The organism is Cellvibrio sp. ATLC23, assembly GCF_057196725.1.
Window position 1 is genome coordinate 275,396 of the sequence record NZ_JBXUOS010000005.1, and the last position, 15,412, is coordinate 290,807.

Below are 15,412 nucleotides of genomic sequence, written 5' to 3' on the forward strand. Positions count from 1 at the left end.
AATCATTTTGTAAAAGTGCACAAACAGTTTACGGATAACACAGAGGTTTAAATACGCGTGACCAGCCACATCACTGCACTACTCATACTCAACAGCAGTAGCCGCAACGGTGGCGATGCCGATATTCAACAAGGGTTATCGCTGCTGGAAAACGCGAACATTACACTTATCCGAAAATCACCCAGCAGCGCTGAAGAGTGTCGAAAAATTATCGCCGAGCACGCGAATCAAGTGCAATTAGTTATTCTGGGCGGCGGCGATGGCACAATCAGTTCAGCGGTGGAAACACTTTACCAACATAAGTTACCACTGGCGATTTTGCCCTTAGGTACGGCGAATGATTTAGCACGCTCGCTGGAGATCCCTACCAATTTAACCGAAGCATGTCAAACCATATTGGATAACCATCGCAGCAAAATAGATCTTGGTGTACTCAATGGACATTATTTTTTAAATGCAGCACATATAGGCCTTGGGGTAAAAGTCTCCCATGAGCTAACGCCCGACATCAAAAAGAAACTGGGTATTTTTAGCTATCTTCACGCCGTGTTTGCCGCCTTTAAAAATAACAAATCATTTCGGGTTAATATTACGATTGATGGCAAGACACAGGTGTTACGCTCCATCCAACTAACTGTAGGCAATGGGCGTTATTACGGCGGCGGTAATATTGTCGATGAAAGATCAGCAATTAATGATGGGCTGTTGCGAGTTTACAGTATTCCCCCAACTCGTTTTTGGGACCTGTTAAGCCATGCGTTTTTGTTGCGCAATGGCAAACAACGGGAGATAGAAAATATCTTCACTGCCAGCGGTAAGCGAATCGAAATTAATACCAAACGGCCAAAAGAAATTCATGCCGATGGCGAAGCCGTGTGTAATACGCCCGCGCTTTTCGAAATCATTCCCCAAGCCTTGGAAGTCGTCCGGCCAAGACCCACTACACTTTAATTTGCAGTTAAACTTGCTGCATTTTGGCTCAACACAAAGGAATTCGTATGTTTCACTTATTGTCTGATAGCGAAGTCGTACTCAACGAATTACTCGTCGCTTGCCGCGAGAGCATCGATCATTATGAAGATGCAATAAACCTGAGTGAAAACCCAGTGATTACCGACAGCTTCCGCAAGATCGCCGCCGCGCGCAAACCGTTTATCAATAAGCTGGAAGAAGAAATACGACAGTTGGGTGATTTGCCTTCCGTTCCCGACCCGGACAAAGAGACGAGTGAAATGATAATGCATCATGTAGGCGCGGCATTCACACCGGATTACACCCACGAGTTATTGGCGCAACGAATTGAAGCGGAAGAAAATATCAAATCCATCATCGCGCAAGCGCACACCACTCAACCGAGTGAAACCTGCGTGAACTTGCTCAATGAATTGCGCGCGCATGTTGAACAAACAATCAAACTGTTTGTAGCGGCAACAAAAGAAATAAATTAGAACAATTACTCTTTAAATCCCTTGCCCACCACATACACTTCTCGCGAGCGTGGGCGTGAGGCATCGGGTTTGCGAATGACCACTTTGTCAAACGAAGTGCGCACTTCTTTTACGTAATCGTCATAACCTTCGCCGTGAAACACCTTGGCGACAAAATCCCCTTTGGGTTTTAACACGCTGCGCGCCATGTCTAATGCCAGCTCGACTAAATACATAGAGGATGCCTGATCTACCGCATCCACGCCGCTGATGTTGGGCGCCATATCCGAGATCACTACATCGGCGCGATTGCCGCCGAGCTTTTCCATGATTTGATTAAATACCGCTTCTTCGGTGAAATCGCCCTGAATAAAATCCACATGCTCCAGTGAATCCATCGGCAAAATATCCGACGCAATCACCCGACCTTTCACACCGACCAAACGCCCGGCAATTTGCGACCAACTGCCCGGTGCTGAACCCAAATCCACCACCATCATGCCCGGGCGAATCAGCTTATCTTTTTCATTCAACTCAAGCAGCTTGTAGGCCGCGCGCGCGCGATAGCCATCCACCTGCGCTTTTTTCACATAGGGATCGTTGACATGTTCTTCCAACCAACGGTTACTGCTTTTGGATCGGGCCATATAAAAACCAGAGTGTTGTTTTTGGTGATGGTGGTTAAAAATGTGTGTACTACCCGCAACGCGGGTATCCGTCAATTTCCCTAGGGCAGCTTATCCTCGGCTATGGTTTCAACATCCGGCACTTTTGCCATTGCGGCTAAAAATGCAGCTTCATTGCCCGCAGCAGCGCGTTTTTTTAAATACTCTTCAGTGAGATAGGCTGCCATTTTTTCTGCAATTGCAGAGGCGGCAAATTGGTTAATAGAGATTCCATCTTTTTTCGCCAACAATTTAATTTGCTCATGCACCGAATCAGGCAAACGCAAACTGAGTGTACTCATAACAACCTCCACTCTCGTAAAAACTCTTGGGGTATGATTACTTTAATACCAAACTGTTTTTCAACGCCGGCAAAGTCACGCAGATTAAACGTGATGATATAACGACTTTGAGATGCCACCGCCGCTTCCAATACCAGATCATCTTTGGGGTCTTTCAGAAATGGTCGCCACAAAAAGAACACCTCGTGGATACTGGCCCGGCTCAATAGGTAATCCAATATCGCATCAATGTCATTTGCACCCATGTTAGGCAACAACCCCGGCCGTTTTAACACTGCCTCATACTCTACAAATAAAGGTACGGATAAGCAGGGATTGTAGGCTTGCGCCTGTAACGCCATGAGCAATCTGACCGAGGCACCATTACTGGACTTGAGGGCGGAAACAAGGATATTGGCATCTATAACGATCGACGGAATCATGTTTGGTATTATAGGCAATACCAAACTTTATACAACCAACACATAAGTGTGGATTCTGCTTTACCCCTCAATCAAAAGGCACAGCGCAAATAAAAAACAATGACATCTAAAACAACATCTCATTTGATATTGATTATCATTTGATAATAGAATGCATCCGAACTGATAGTTTCCACGCTCACTCACTAGGATGAATCATGAAAACACTCCGCTTTACCCCGCACCCTCTCGCCCTCGCCTTGTTCGGATTAGTTGCAGTTCACGGCACTGCTCAGGCCACCTCTGACACCAGCACCAGTGAGCAGGCGGAAATAGAAACTCTTGCGGTTTGGGGTACTCAGGTTAAAGCGTCGTCGCTGTCGATGGATGCGGAGGCGATGGAGATCAGACAACCCGATCACATCAGCGATCTGTTGCGCACCATTCCCGGGGTTGATGTGGGCGGCGCTCACTCCCTCAACCAGCGCATCACCATTCGCAGCATGGACGATAAGGATCTGCGCATCAGCATCGATGGCGCCAGCCAAAACACCTACATGTATCACCACATGGGCAATCTGCAGATTCATGCCGACATTCTCGAATCCGCCGAAATAGACGTAGGCAACAACTCGGTGGTTAACGGTGGGCTGGGCGGCGCGGTGCGCTTCAAAACCAAAAATGCCCGCAGCCTGCTCGATGAAGGCGCGCAGTTTGGTGGCCGGTTACAAGCTTCTTATGCTGACAACTCAGGCGATAGCACCTCGCTGACCGGTTACGGCCAACTGACTGATTCATTCGATGCACTGGTGTACTTCAACAAAGTGAATCGCGATAACTATGAAGTGGGCGGCGGCAAAATTCTGGGTGCCGATGGCACTCAAGTCGCAGGTACCGATGGCACAGTGCGCGGGCTGGAAGGTGAAGTAGAAGATGCATTGATCAAATTCGGTTGGGATATAACCGAAGGCCACCGCATCAAACTTGGCTATGAAACCTATACCGATGAAGGCAACTACAGCTATCGCCCGGATATGGGGCTGGCCACCGACCTGGCGATTGCCAACTCGTTAAAAATCCCATTGACCTACCCCACCGAGTTTAGCCGCGACACCGCTACCCTCAGCTATGAAGGCCAATTGACCGCAAATACCCAAGTGGATGCTGCGTTTTATCGCAACGAAAGTACCTTCTGGCGCGACGAGCGCGGCTTGGTGAGCTGGAGCCCTGCATTCGCCACTATCAACCAAGGCGACGCCAATAACACCGGCATCAATCTACTTTTTAATACCACACTGGAAGGCAGTGTTGGCCATGACATTACCTATGGCTGGGAACACATCCAGCACGACACTGACTATATAGTCGGTGCCGCCCGCCTTGCCGGTGAAGAAGCCAATACCAATGCGCTGTTTGTGCAAAATAAAATTACCACTAACACAGGCTTCAGTTTTATTCCCGGCCTGCGTTATGAATCAGTAGACGTTGACTCCACCATTGTCAGCGATACCTTTAGCGAATTTACCTCCGCACTGGCGGTTGAGTATCAAGCCAGCGACAGCCTGTTATTCCGCGCCAGCAGCACCGAATTATTTCGCGCACCGGAATTAAATGAAGTGTTTATTGGTGCAGGTTTAGGCAAAACCCCCAACCCCAATTTACAAGCCGAGACCGGTAATAACCAACAGTTATCGTTTGCGTATCAGGATGAAATTCTCGGTGCCGATAATTTTTCACTGGGCGCCACTTATTTTTACACCACCATCGAAAACCATATTTACGACTACGCCGAACCCAGCCCGCGCAATTACATCACCGACAATATTGGCGATATGAATATCAGAGGCTTTGAAGCCTATGTGGGCTACGACATCCAGGGGCTTAAAGCACTGCTCACCTATTCCGATGCCGAAAGCGAGCTGGACGCGGCACCTGAGTACGCTGTATTTGATGGCGCCCGCATTGATCGCCAACAGGGCGATACGCTCAGCTTATCGCTGGACTACACCTTTATCCGCACAGATTTAAGTCTGCACTGGGACACGCTCTATGTGGGCGATGTTGCATCCGGAAAAGATTTGGATGGCGCAACGCTGGAAAACTCCAAAGACGGTTTTGTGGTTTCCAATATTTCTGCGCACTGGGAATCGGCGCGCGGCCTAGGCATTACCGCCGGTGTCGATAATATTTTTGATGAGTTTTACGCATCGCAATCATCGCGCACGGGAACCTCCTTCCACCCGCGTTTTGGTCAACTCTATTTGATGGATTATGAGCCGGGTCGCAACGCAAAAATTACGCTGAGCTATCGCTTTTAATTCACCGTTTCAGTGCGTCCTATAGCCCCGAACAACCAAGAGACCAGACCATGACTAACAGCCTTAAAATTTTAAGCCTTAGCCTGAGTGTGTTGTTACTGCCCCTCAGTGCCGAGGCTCATCGCGTATGGCTACTGCCCAACTCAACCATTATTTCCAGCGGCACCGATGCGTGGGTAAGTGTTGATGCCGCGGCATCGAACGATATATTCCATGCCGATCACGCGCCTATGCCGGTTAACTATGTGGAGATAGTCGGGCCGGACAACAAGACAATTCCCCTGGAAAATATTTACAGCGGAAAATTTCGCAGCAGTTTTGAATTTCCGCTAGTGAATAAAGGCACCTACAAAGTCGCCATGGCCGCAAACGGCATTATGGCCACGTGGGAAACCGCCAGCGGCGAACACAAAATGTGGCCCTATCGCGGCGCAAAAGCAGATCCGGCCGAGTTTGATAAAGCCGTTCCCAAGCAAGCCAAAAATCTTGAAGTTTCAGAGTTCTACCGGCGGGTAGAAACCTATGTCACCTCGGGCGCACCCGACACTCAGGTATTCAAGCCCAGCAAGACTGGCCTGGAAATGGTTCCTGTCACTCATCCCAATGATTTGTATGTGGGCGAAGCGGCGCGTTTTCGTTTCTTAATGAATGGTAAAGCCGCCGCGGGAATTCAGGTCAGCGTGATTCCCGATGCCATGCGCTACCGCAGCGATCAAGGTGAAATACAGCTCACCAGCGACAGCAATGGCGAGGTAAGTATCACCTGGCCGCGCGCTGGCATGTTTTGGCTAAGTGCTGAGTATCAGGATAACAAAGCCAAAAAGCCCGCCAGTATTCGCGTGGCCAGTTACGCCCTAACGCTAGAAGTATTTCCCGCACTCTAATCCACCATATTTTACTGGGAGGTATGCTTGCTATGAAAAGCCACTTTGATGTCAGCTCGACCCCATCGGATGCCAGCCTGCAAGCACCTCTGCTGGATGGCTATGCACCGGAAAATTCGCTGTATTTTTCTTCGCCGCGCCAAAGCCTGCTAGCCAAACCACCCTTCGCAAATTTACTCGATGCCGGTATGCAAGGTCTGCTGCAGCGGGTAACCGAGTCGTTGCGTTTTGCTCGGGAGCTAGGTCACAGCAACCCGCGTGTGGTGGGAGCCATAGGTTTTGATGCGGAAGCACAAAGCTGGTTGCGCCTGAGCACCTGCAGCGAAATTCGCAACGCGCCACGCATTGCAGCAAAAGCGCCGCAACTGAATTCATCGCCAGGCAATTACCAGCTGCGCGAAGTGCCAACGGCCAATATTTATCTCAATGGCGTTAAGGATGCACTCGCGCGTTTTGCGCGCGGCGAATTGGAAAAAGTCGTCTTGTCGCGCACGCTGGAAGTGCAGTGCGAACACACGTTGGATATCAAACAATTGCTCGGCAATTTGGAAGCGCGCAACCCCAATGCCTACACCTTTGCGGTAAAACTGGGCGAGGGAAAACATTTTCGCACCTTGATTGGCGCCAGCCCGGAATTATTAATTTCACGGCAGGGCAATCGCATTGTTGCCAATCCACTCGCTGGCACCGAGCCGCGCAGCAGCGACCCCGCAATCGATCAAGCGCGCGCGGAACAATTGTTTGCCTCGGCAAAAGATCGCTATGAACACGCACTGGTCATTCAAGCTGTGGTTGCGGCACTGCAACCGTTTTGCAAAGAGCTGCAGGTTCCTGCCGAGCCATCGCTCATCAATACACCCACGCTCTGGCATTTATCCACGCGGATTGAAGGCGTGCTGGAAGATCCGCAAACCTCCTCACTGGAATTGGCGTTAGCCATGCACCCAACACCCGCTGTGTGTGGCTACCCCACCGACAAAGCGCGCACCGCCATTCGCGAAATTGAAGGTTATGACCGGGGCATGTTTACCGGCATGGTCGGCTGGTGCGACAGCGCGGGCGACGGTGAATGGGTGGTCACCATTCGCTGCGCCGAAGTAGAAGCGCAAGCGATTCGTCTTTACGCAGGCGCCGGTGTAGTGGCGGGTTCCAGCCCGGAAAAAGAATTGGCCGAAACCGGAGCCAAATTTAACACCATGCTCAATGCCCTCGGCATTCACCTGTAGGAGGCACACCCAATGAATCCAACTACAGACTTCACGCCCTGGCCAACAGAATTGCAACAGCAATATCGCGCACAAGGTTATTGGAGCGATGAACCACTCGGCACATTACTCGCACAAAATGCCGCTGCCGCCGGTGAACACATCGCCATAATTGCCGGTGACAAACGCTGGAGCTATAGCCAACTCGATGAGCGCGCCAATCAATTAGCCGCGGGGTTGCTTGCGTCCGGCTTGCAACCGGGCACTCGAGTCGTGGTGCACCTACCCAACTGCGGCGAATTATTTGAAATTCTGTTTGCATTATTTCGCATAGGGGTAGCCCCCATACTGGCACTGCCGAGTCATCGTTTTGCCGAGATCAGTTATTTTTGCAGCTTCGCCGAAGCCGATGCTTACATCACTTGTGCCAACAACAATGGTTTTGATCACCGCGAACTCGCGCGGCAACTTCGGCACAATCATATTATTGAGCGCGTCATTATTGTCGGCGATAGCACCGGCGATGCTGAAGAATTTTGTGCATTGGATTCGCTCTACCAAGCGCCGATTGCACTATCCAACATAAATGCCAGCGACGTAGCGCTCTATCAATTATCTGGCGGCACCACCGGTGTGCCCAAATTAATTCCGCGCACCCACAATGATTACTATTACAGCCTGCGTGCGAGCGCATTAATTTGCGAGTTAACACAGGCATCCGTTTATTTGGCCGTGCTGCCCGTCGTACATAATTTTCCGCTGAGTTCTCCCGGTGCGCTGGGTGTGTTGTGGGCGGGCGGCACTTTAGTCTTAGCTGAAAATGGCGCACCGGATCTGGCCTTCAGCTTGATTGAACAACATCAGGTTACGGTTACGGCCATGGTTCCGCCCTTGGCATTAACCTGGCTCAGCGCCGCTGAAAATCGCCAAAAAATGGGCGATGCGCCCAAACTGAAAAGTTTGCAAGTGATTCAAGTGGGCGGTGCAAAATTTTGCGAAACCGCCGCGCGCCGCATTCAACCTATTCTCGGCTGTCAATTGCAGCAAGTGTTTGGCATGGCGGAAGGCCTGGTGAACTACACCCGCTTGAGCGATGACCAAGACACCACTATGACCACTCAAGGTCGCCCTATTTCCCCGCATGATGAAATACGCATTGTTAATGATGAAGATCGCCCTGTGGCCGATGGCGAAACCGGTCATTTACTCACCCGAGGCCCCTACACTATTCGCGGATACTTTCGCGCCGCTGAGCACAATGCCAAAGCCTTTACTGCCGATGGTTTTTATCGCACCGGCGATCTGGTGCGCATGACGGAGCAGGGATATTTAATAGTTGAAGGCCGCGCAAAAGATCAAATTAATCGCGGCGGTGAAAAAATTGCCGCCGAAGAAATTGAAAATTGTTTACTCGCTCACCCACAAGTGCAAGACGCCGCACTCGTCGCCATGCCCGACCCGTTTTTGGGCGAGCGCAGCTGCGCCTTTGTCACCTTGCGCACCGGCTGCAATCAACAACCACTCAAAAGTAACGAGCTAATAAAAGCGAGCGACCTGCAGCGCTTTTTACGCGAGTGCAATCTGGCTACTTTCAAAATTCCCGATCGCATTGAATTTATCGCTTCACTGCCGCAAACCCGTTTAGGCAAGGTCGATAAAAAATATTTGCGCGAATGGATTTCGGAAAAGCTGGCGCGCGCTACCCAATTAAAAATTTAATTAGCCCTCGTAAAGTCAATTAAACCTAAAAGCCACCTGAGCCCAATACCCGGAGCAAACCATGGCCATTCCCAAAATAGCCCCCTATTCACTGCAACAAGCTGCGCAATTACCTGTAAATAAAATCACGCTCAACAATGTCAGCTGGCCGATTGATCCCACACAGGCAGTTTTACTGGTACACGACATGCAAAATTATTTTGTCGATTTTTATCAGCGCGATGCAGAGCCAATGCGCAGCCTGCTGGGTAATATCCAGCAATTAATAGCGGCCTGTAAAGCAGCGGGAATTCCGGTGGTGTATACCGCACAACCCGGCAGTCAAACAGCGCAAGACCGCGCATTGCTCACCGATTTTTGGGGCACTGGTTTAACGGCAAACCCCGCACTCACCAGCATCACACCCGAGCTGACACCCGCAGCGAATGACATTCAATACACCAAGTGGCGCTACAGCGCATTTAAACGCACACCGCTGCGTGAATTTATGCGCGAAGAAAAACGCGATCAATTAATTATTTGTGGTGTGTACGCACATATCGGCATTTTATCCACTGCGCTGGAGGCCTTTATGGAAGATATAAAACCAACGCTAGTGGCCGATGCAGTCGCCGATTTTTCACTAGCCGATCACCAGATGGCACTGAATTATATTGCGCAACGCTGTGGCTATATCACCTCGCTGGAAAATATTCTGCCCCAGCTCACACCGAGCGCAGCAGGCTTAACCCGCGAACGCATGCAAACCGATATTGCACAGATATTAATGCTGACGCCGGATGAAATAGATCCCGATGAAAACCTGAGTTATCTGGGGCTGGATTCCATTCGCCTTATGTCGCTGTTGGAGCAATGGCGCAGCATGGGCGCACAGATACAGTTTATCGACCTCGCCGAAAAAACCACCCTCAATGAGTGGTGGCAATTGACACAAGAAAAAAGCAACACAGCGGTTAATGCTGGAGCGCAAACAGCACTGAAGGAAACTGCATAATGACGCGCGAATGGCAGCGGCCAGTTACCGATGCACAACTGGGTATTTGGCTCGGGCAGCAAATGGATATTGCCAGCCCGCGCTACAACACCGCTGAAGCGATTGAATTGCGCGGCGTGTTAAACATATGCTGTTTTCAACAAGCGTTGAATGAAGTGGTAGCTAACAGCATCAGTTTGCAACTGAGATTTAAACAAACCGAAAACGGACCACAACAGACGTTTAATCAATTCAGCCACGTAGACAATATCGCACAGCTGGAACAACTGGATTTCAGTCAACAGGGAGTAGATGGGCGCGATGAATCGGCCATGGATGCAGCGCAGGCCTGGATGCAGCAGGATTTAGCAGTGCCAGTAGATCTACAACAGGGGCCGTTATTTAAACAGGCGTTGTTAAAGCTCGGAGAAAATCATCACCTGTGGTACCAGCGTATTCACCATATCGCCTGCGATGGTTTTGCCTTTGCGTTACTCACGCAACAGCTAGCGGAACGCTATTCGGAATTGCTCGCCAACAAAACGAGTCAATCTGCAATTAAGATTGAACAACAACTAAAATGTTTTGAATTAATCGCAGTAGAAAATAGTGCCTATCTGCAATCGCCCGCGCTTGCAAAAGATCAGGCTTATTGGCGCGATGCCCTTAACCGAAAAAATATCAAAGCCGATGAGATGCGCTCATCATTTGGCACTGCCAGTTTTTCTCGCGCTAGCGCAGCACCGGCTAATACACATTTACGCAATAGTAGTTATATCAGCGCCGAACAATTAGCCCAGCTGCAACGACTGGCTGCGCCCTTAGGCCTAACCTGGTCAGATTTTCTCTTGGCCTGCGTTGCACAATTGCTTTATCGCCAAACAGCAGCTGCAACCATAACGCTGGGCATTCCAGTGATGAACCGCATGGGCTCTGCCAGTTTGCGTATTCCCGCCATGGTAATGAACATTATTCCCCTGCCGATTAACCTGCAGGGAATAACCACAACTACAGCGCTGGCACAGGCCATTAGCCAGCAACTCAAAAAATCGCGCCCACACCAGCGCTATCGCTACGAACAACTTAAACACGATTTAGGCATTGGCAGCACACAAAAATTATTTGGCCCAGTAGTTAATATCATGCCCTTTGATCGCCCCTTGGGTTTTAGCGGATTACAAGCGCATGCACACAATCTATCCGCCGGGCCGGTGGAAGATATTTCGTTTGCGTTTGTATTGGAAAACAAATTAACTGCAAACAAGTCCGCACCAGAAAGTTGTCTGCGCTTTGATCTGGATGCAAATCCCAATCGCTACACTAAAACAAAGTTGAATCAGATCCAGCAAGAATTTCACAGGCTATTACACCAGATTCTGCAACATCCAGATGCGCCACTCAGCGTAGATATACAACAACTGTCCTGGCTTGAAGGGAAATGTCTCGCCGCCCCCACCCATTCGGTATTGCACACTATTTATCAGCAGATATGTGCGCAGCCAGCGGCAATTGCACTGCAGCAAGACGACGAAACATTAACTTATCAGCAACTCGCCGCGCACAGCGCCAGCCTGGCAATTAGCATTGCCGATATGGGTGTTGTGCCCCATTGTGTGATTGCCTTGATATTGCCGCGCAGTACCGAGGCTATTAGCGCAGCTCTTGCGTGTTCGCTGTTGGATTGCACTTTTGTATTTCTCGATCCGGAAGCGCCCCAAACACGCAACGCGCTGATCATTGCCAATGCGCAACCGGCGCTGGTAATCGTTGAAAAAATAACGCCGGATTTCAGTGAACTGCTCACCCATACCGATAGCAAACTGGTCAGCCTGCCTTATTTGCGCAAAACCCAACAGCCGCTGGCAAGCGAACAGTTTCATCCTCTCTGGCAAAGAGCGACGCAAAAAAAATGCGCGCAGGCACATGCACCGGCTTATTTAATTTACACCTCGGGTTCAACCGGAACGCCCAAGGGTGTTGTCATAGGTCATCAGGCTTTGGCTGAATTTGTCGCCAGCAATCAGGATTCTTATCAGATTCAGCGGCAAGATCGGGTTCTGCAATTTGCGCCCTTGCATTTTGATGCCTGCATTGAAGAAATATTTGTCACCCTCAGCCAAGGCGCGCGCTTGGTATTGCGCAACAGCGCGATGCTGGAATCCATGCCGATTTTTTTACAGCAATGTGCGCAATGGCAAATAACACTGCTGGATTTACCCACTGCGTTTTGGCATGAGTTGGCATTTGCCTGCAAACATTTAGCCCTCGCCCTACCCGAGCAGCTGCGCGCCATTATTATTGGCGGTGAAGCGGTTATGCCCGAACGTGTAGCCCAGTGGCGCGCCTGTTTTGGGGAAAGTGTTGCATTGTTTAATACCTATGGCCCCAGCGAAGCAACGGTGATCGCCACCTGTGTAAACCTATGCAGCGCAGAACAGCTTAACCAAAACTTGCCCATTACAATTGGCTCACCCTTGAGTGGCCGCGCACTCGCAGTGGTAGATGAAAACTTACAGCTACTGCCTAAAGGTGAAGAGGGCGAACTGCTATTAACTGGTCTGCCTGGAAGCACAACGGACAATGAATTCACTGGCGGTTTAGCCGATGGCTATTTGCATTTGCCCGAAAAAAACGTTTCCGCTTTTATTCAACTGGCGTTGCCATGGCAAGAAAAAACATTGCGTGCCTACCGCACCGGTGACCGGGTAAAAATTAATGCGTACAATCAGGTTGAATTTATTGGCCGCTTGGACGATCAAATAAAAATCAGCGGTTACCGTATTGATCCGCTGGAAATTGAAGCCGCGTTAATAAAATTAAATGGCGTGCGCGAGGCTGCTGTAGTGGCAATTGCCAAAGGGCACCAAGAAAAAATGCTGGTCGCGCATGTGGTGAGTGATGGTTCAGAAGGTGATTGCACGGCAAGTAATAATCATGCAGACAAGATCAAACAATTGCGCAGCCAACTAAAACACCTGTTACCTGCCCCCATGTTGCCCAGCGCTGTTATCTACCATCAACAGCTAGCTAAAAATGCATCCGGCAAAATCAATCGCACAGCGCTGCAAGAACAATCCGTCGCGCTACTGAATGCCGGGTCAAATCAAACTGAAGCACCCACTGCGCAGGCATGTACTGCCCAGCAAAATATTATTCGCACTATTTGGCAGGAGGTACTGGGGCAACACAATATTCAGTTGGATGACGACTTTTTTGCCTTGGGTGGACAATCCCTGCAATGCATCCAGGTGGCGAATCGTTTGAGTGCAAAACTGCAGCGCGATATCCCAGTGGCTTGGTTGTTTCAACATCCCAGTATTCAGGCGCTCGATGTTTTATTAAATGAGTCGACAAACACTTACGATGCTATTGCACAATCAAACCAAAGCCATCAACTTATGGCGCAAGATTGCGCTGATTTTTCCCGCAATTTACCCGCTGCAAATCAACACGCCACCAATCCACCTTTGCGCAAACTTGCCATCACCAGCCCCTGCATACTCTTGACCGGTGCAACGGGTTTTGTAGGCGCGCAGTTGCTGGCGCAACTGGTGAAAACCGGCAACAAAATTATTTGTTTGGTGCGCGCAGCAGACCAAACCAGTGCCCGCCGCCGTTTGCTAGAAGCGTGCAAAATCCAACTATTACACCAACAGGTGCTCAATGAACAGGGTGACGAACTCGCTGACAACATTCATCTTCAAATAGCTGATTTGGAACAGCCACGTTTAGGTTTAACAGAAGCGGATTTTTTACGGCTGGGCAATGCGGTAGATGTCATTATTCATAACGCAGCCAACACCAGTGTTATGCGCGACTACCAATCCCTGCGCGCAGCCAATGCCCTGTGTACCCGTGAGTTAATCCAACTCGCCAGCATTAAACAAATCTCGTTTCATTTAATTTCCACTGTCGCTCTGGCGAATCAAGATCCCACCAGCACCCGCCCACAACTGCCAGAAGATTTTGTCCCACAACATTCTTTGTTGCGCGATGGCTATCAGCAAAGCAAATGGGTGGCCGAACAAATGGCCGCTATAGCGCGCGAAAAAGGTTATGCGATTAATGTGTATCGCCTAGCGCGAGTGACTGGCGCGCAGGATTCAGCCTATGTCAGTCAAAAAGATTTGGTGTGGAGTATTTTGCAAGCAGGTTTACCGCTTGGCATCTTGCCGGAGTTGGGGTTTGAAGAACCCTGGACACCGGTAGACACACTCGCACAATTTATTGTGCAGCACAGTTTGCAACACCCCAACACTGGCGTACTGAATTTGGCTCCGGCTAACAATGTGGCAATTCGCCAAGTCTATCAATGGTTGGCACAAGCCGGACAAGCATTTGCAGTTATTCCGCTCGCCCACTGGTGCGCAGAAATAAAAAACTTCGGTCATGCGCAACACCAGCCTATCGCCGAATTTTTTTTGCAAAACCTGGCTACCCAAGACACAGGGGATCAGCAAGGCCTGCCACTCACACCTTATATCCATCACCAAAAATTTGATCAGGCCGCCGCCGAATTAAATCTGCAGCTACCGGTTATCAATCAAGCCTTGTTTAATCGTTACTTTACCTATGCTGCAGCGCGCGGCTGGTTTGCCGCGACAAAACCCTTAGCAATATTTGAACAATCTCCTGCGCTTAACACACAGGCGAGACCAACCACAAAGGAGCAAGTGCTATGAGTGAAAAACCTGCACGCACCCCGCCACGGCTGTTACAAGTTGTACGCAGCCAACCTATTGCACCGCATTTACAGCGCATTACCTTGGGAGGCGAAAACCTGCGTGGTTTTCCCCTGCAGAGTCAGGGCGCCCACATCAAAATTTTTTTACCGCGCGCGCATCAACAACAACCGCAGCTGCCGCAATTAACTGCACAGGGAATTCAGTGGCCGCCAGCCGCAGAGCGCCCCATTACCCGCACCTATTCCGTGCGCGCCTATCGCCCGGACAGCAACGAGTTGGATGTCGAATTTGTGCTGCATGGTGAAGGAGAGGAATCTGGTCCTGCCGCACACTGGGCCGCTAATGCGCAAGTGGGTGATTACCTGGGCATCGCTGGCCCCGGCGGACCCGATCCGCTATTGGCCACTGCGGATTGGCATTTATTGGCGGGCGATATGACTGCCCTGCCCGCCATCGCCGCACTCCTGGAAACACTGCCAGCCAATGCACGAGGCTGTGTTTTTATTGAAACGGATCTTACGGCTAATGAATTGAAATTAACTCATCCGGCCAATATGCATATTCAATGGTTAGTGCGCGAACCACAGCGCGAGCGATTAGTAGAGGCAATTAAACAGGTCGCACCACCGCTTGGTGTTAGCTCAATCTCAGCATTTATTGCCGGAGAAAATCTTGCGGTAGTTTCCATTCGCGATTACTTGCGCGCGAGCTATGGCTTAACCAAAAAAAATCTTTACGCCATTCCCTACTGGCGCCGCGGGCAAGATGAAGAAACCTATCATCAGGAGCGCCACCGAATTATGGATGAAGTCTATTAACCCCATTAAGGCGCA

12 protein-coding genes are annotated in these 15,412 nt (G+C 50.1%); 9 read left to right on the plus strand and 3 right to left on the minus strand.

Going from position 1 to position 15,412, the window contains the following annotated elements; all coding sequences use genetic code 11:
- Positions 1–57 precede the first annotated feature (57 nt).
- Both AC2CG4_RS10745 and AC2CG4_RS10750 read left to right on the plus strand, forming a co-directional pair.
- Positions 58–951: a lipid kinase gene (locus tag AC2CG4_RS10745; protein ID WP_484486254.1), complete on the plus strand. Its 894-nt coding sequence runs from the start codon at positions 58–60 to the stop codon at positions 949–951.
- Positions 952–998: 47 nt separating this feature from the next.
- Positions 999–1,448 (plus strand): DUF2383 domain-containing protein, encoded by a 450-nt coding sequence (locus AC2CG4_RS10750; RefSeq protein ID WP_484486255.1) that lies wholly within the window; start codon positions 999–1,001, stop codon positions 1,446–1,448.
- Between the two features lie 5 nt (positions 1,449–1,453).
- Here the strand turns inward: AC2CG4_RS10750 and rlmE are convergent, their stop codons facing one another.
- The 3 genes from rlmE to AC2CG4_RS10765 form a co-directional block, all read right to left on the minus strand.
- Positions 1,454–2,074: a 23S rRNA (uridine(2552)-2'-O)-methyltransferase RlmE gene (rlmE, locus tag AC2CG4_RS10755; RefSeq protein ID WP_484486256.1), complete on the minus strand. Its 621-nt coding sequence runs from the start codon at positions 2,072–2,074 to the stop codon at positions 1,454–1,456.
- Between the two features lie 80 nt (positions 2,075–2,154).
- Complete coding sequence (locus tag AC2CG4_RS10760; RefSeq protein WP_484486257.1) at positions 2,155–2,394, minus strand: toxin-antitoxin system HicB family antitoxin; 240 nt, start codon at positions 2,392–2,394, stop codon at positions 2,155–2,157.
- Positions 2,391–2,816, minus strand: a complete 426-nt coding sequence (locus AC2CG4_RS10765; RefSeq protein WP_484486258.1) for a putative toxin-antitoxin system toxin component, PIN family — start codon at positions 2,814–2,816, stop codon at positions 2,391–2,393. Before AC2CG4_RS10765 ends, AC2CG4_RS10760 begins: the two co-directional genes overlap by 4 nt.
- 197 nt (positions 2,817–3,013) lie before the next feature.
- Here AC2CG4_RS10765 and AC2CG4_RS10770 point away from each other — a divergent pair, with 197 nt between their 5' ends.
- From AC2CG4_RS10770 to AC2CG4_RS10800, 7 genes are all read left to right on the plus strand, one after another.
- On the plus strand, positions 3,014–5,113 hold the full coding sequence (locus AC2CG4_RS10770; RefSeq protein WP_484486259.1) for a TonB-dependent receptor domain-containing protein: 2,100 nt from the start codon (positions 3,014–3,016) through the stop codon (positions 5,111–5,113).
- A 50-nt stretch (positions 5,114–5,163) separates the two neighbouring features.
- Complete coding sequence (locus tag AC2CG4_RS10775) at positions 5,164–5,997, plus strand: DUF4198 domain-containing protein (RefSeq protein ID WP_484486260.1); 834 nt, start codon at positions 5,164–5,166, stop codon at positions 5,995–5,997.
- Between the two features lie 32 nt (positions 5,998–6,029).
- Positions 6,030–7,223 (plus strand): isochorismate synthase DhbC, encoded by a 1,194-nt coding sequence (gene dhbC, locus AC2CG4_RS10780; RefSeq protein ID WP_484486261.1) that lies wholly within the window; start codon positions 6,030–6,032, stop codon positions 7,221–7,223.
- Positions 7,224–7,235: 12 nt separating this feature from the next.
- Positions 7,236–8,921, plus strand: a complete 1,686-nt coding sequence (locus AC2CG4_RS10785) for a (2,3-dihydroxybenzoyl)adenylate synthase (protein ID WP_484486262.1) — start codon at positions 7,236–7,238, stop codon at positions 8,919–8,921.
- A gap of 61 nt (positions 8,922–8,982) precedes the next feature.
- Complete coding sequence (locus tag AC2CG4_RS10790; RefSeq protein ID WP_484486263.1) at positions 8,983–9,915, plus strand: isochorismatase; 933 nt, start codon at positions 8,983–8,985, stop codon at positions 9,913–9,915.
- Complete coding sequence (locus AC2CG4_RS10795) at positions 9,915–14,576, plus strand: amino acid adenylation domain-containing protein (RefSeq protein WP_484486264.1); 4,662 nt, start codon at positions 9,915–9,917, stop codon at positions 14,574–14,576. Before AC2CG4_RS10790 ends, AC2CG4_RS10795 begins: the two co-directional genes overlap by 1 nt.
- Entirely contained in the window at positions 14,573–15,397 is an 825-nt protein-coding gene (locus tag AC2CG4_RS10800; protein ID WP_484486265.1) for a siderophore-interacting protein, read from the plus strand. Before AC2CG4_RS10795 ends, AC2CG4_RS10800 begins: the two co-directional genes overlap by 4 nt.
- Positions 15,398–15,412 lie beyond the last annotated feature (15 nt).

Coding starts and splice junctions, on each gene's coding strand:
- dhbC (WP_484486261.1), top strand. CDS start 6,030: ATGAAAAGCCACTTTGATGTCAGCTCGACCCCATCGGATGCCAGCCTG.
- AC2CG4_RS10790 (WP_484486263.1), top strand. CDS start 8,983: ATGGCCATTCCCAAAATAGCCCCCTATTCACTGCAACAAGCTGCGCAA.
- AC2CG4_RS10760 (WP_484486257.1), bottom strand. CDS start 2,394: ATGAGTACACTCAGTTTGCGTTTGCCTGATTCGGTGCATGAGCAAATT.
- AC2CG4_RS10770 (WP_484486259.1), top strand. CDS start 3,014: ATGAAAACACTCCGCTTTACCCCGCACCCTCTCGCCCTCGCCTTGTTC.
- rlmE (WP_484486256.1), bottom strand. CDS start 2,074: ATGGCCCGATCCAAAAGCAGTAACCGTTGGTTGGAAGAACATGTCAAC.
- AC2CG4_RS10800 (WP_484486265.1), top strand. CDS start 14,573: ATGAGTGAAAAACCTGCACGCACCCCGCCACGGCTGTTACAAGTTGTA.
- AC2CG4_RS10795 (WP_484486264.1), top strand. CDS start 9,915: ATGACGCGCGAATGGCAGCGGCCAGTTACCGATGCACAACTGGGTATT.
- AC2CG4_RS10785 (WP_484486262.1), top strand. CDS start 7,236: ATGAATCCAACTACAGACTTCACGCCCTGGCCAACAGAATTGCAACAG.
- AC2CG4_RS10765 (WP_484486258.1), bottom strand. CDS start 2,816: ATGATTCCGTCGATCGTTATAGATGCCAATATCCTTGTTTCCGCCCTC.
- AC2CG4_RS10775 (WP_484486260.1), top strand. CDS start 5,164: ATGACTAACAGCCTTAAAATTTTAAGCCTTAGCCTGAGTGTGTTGTTA.
- AC2CG4_RS10750 (WP_484486255.1), top strand. CDS start 999: ATGTTTCACTTATTGTCTGATAGCGAAGTCGTACTCAACGAATTACTC.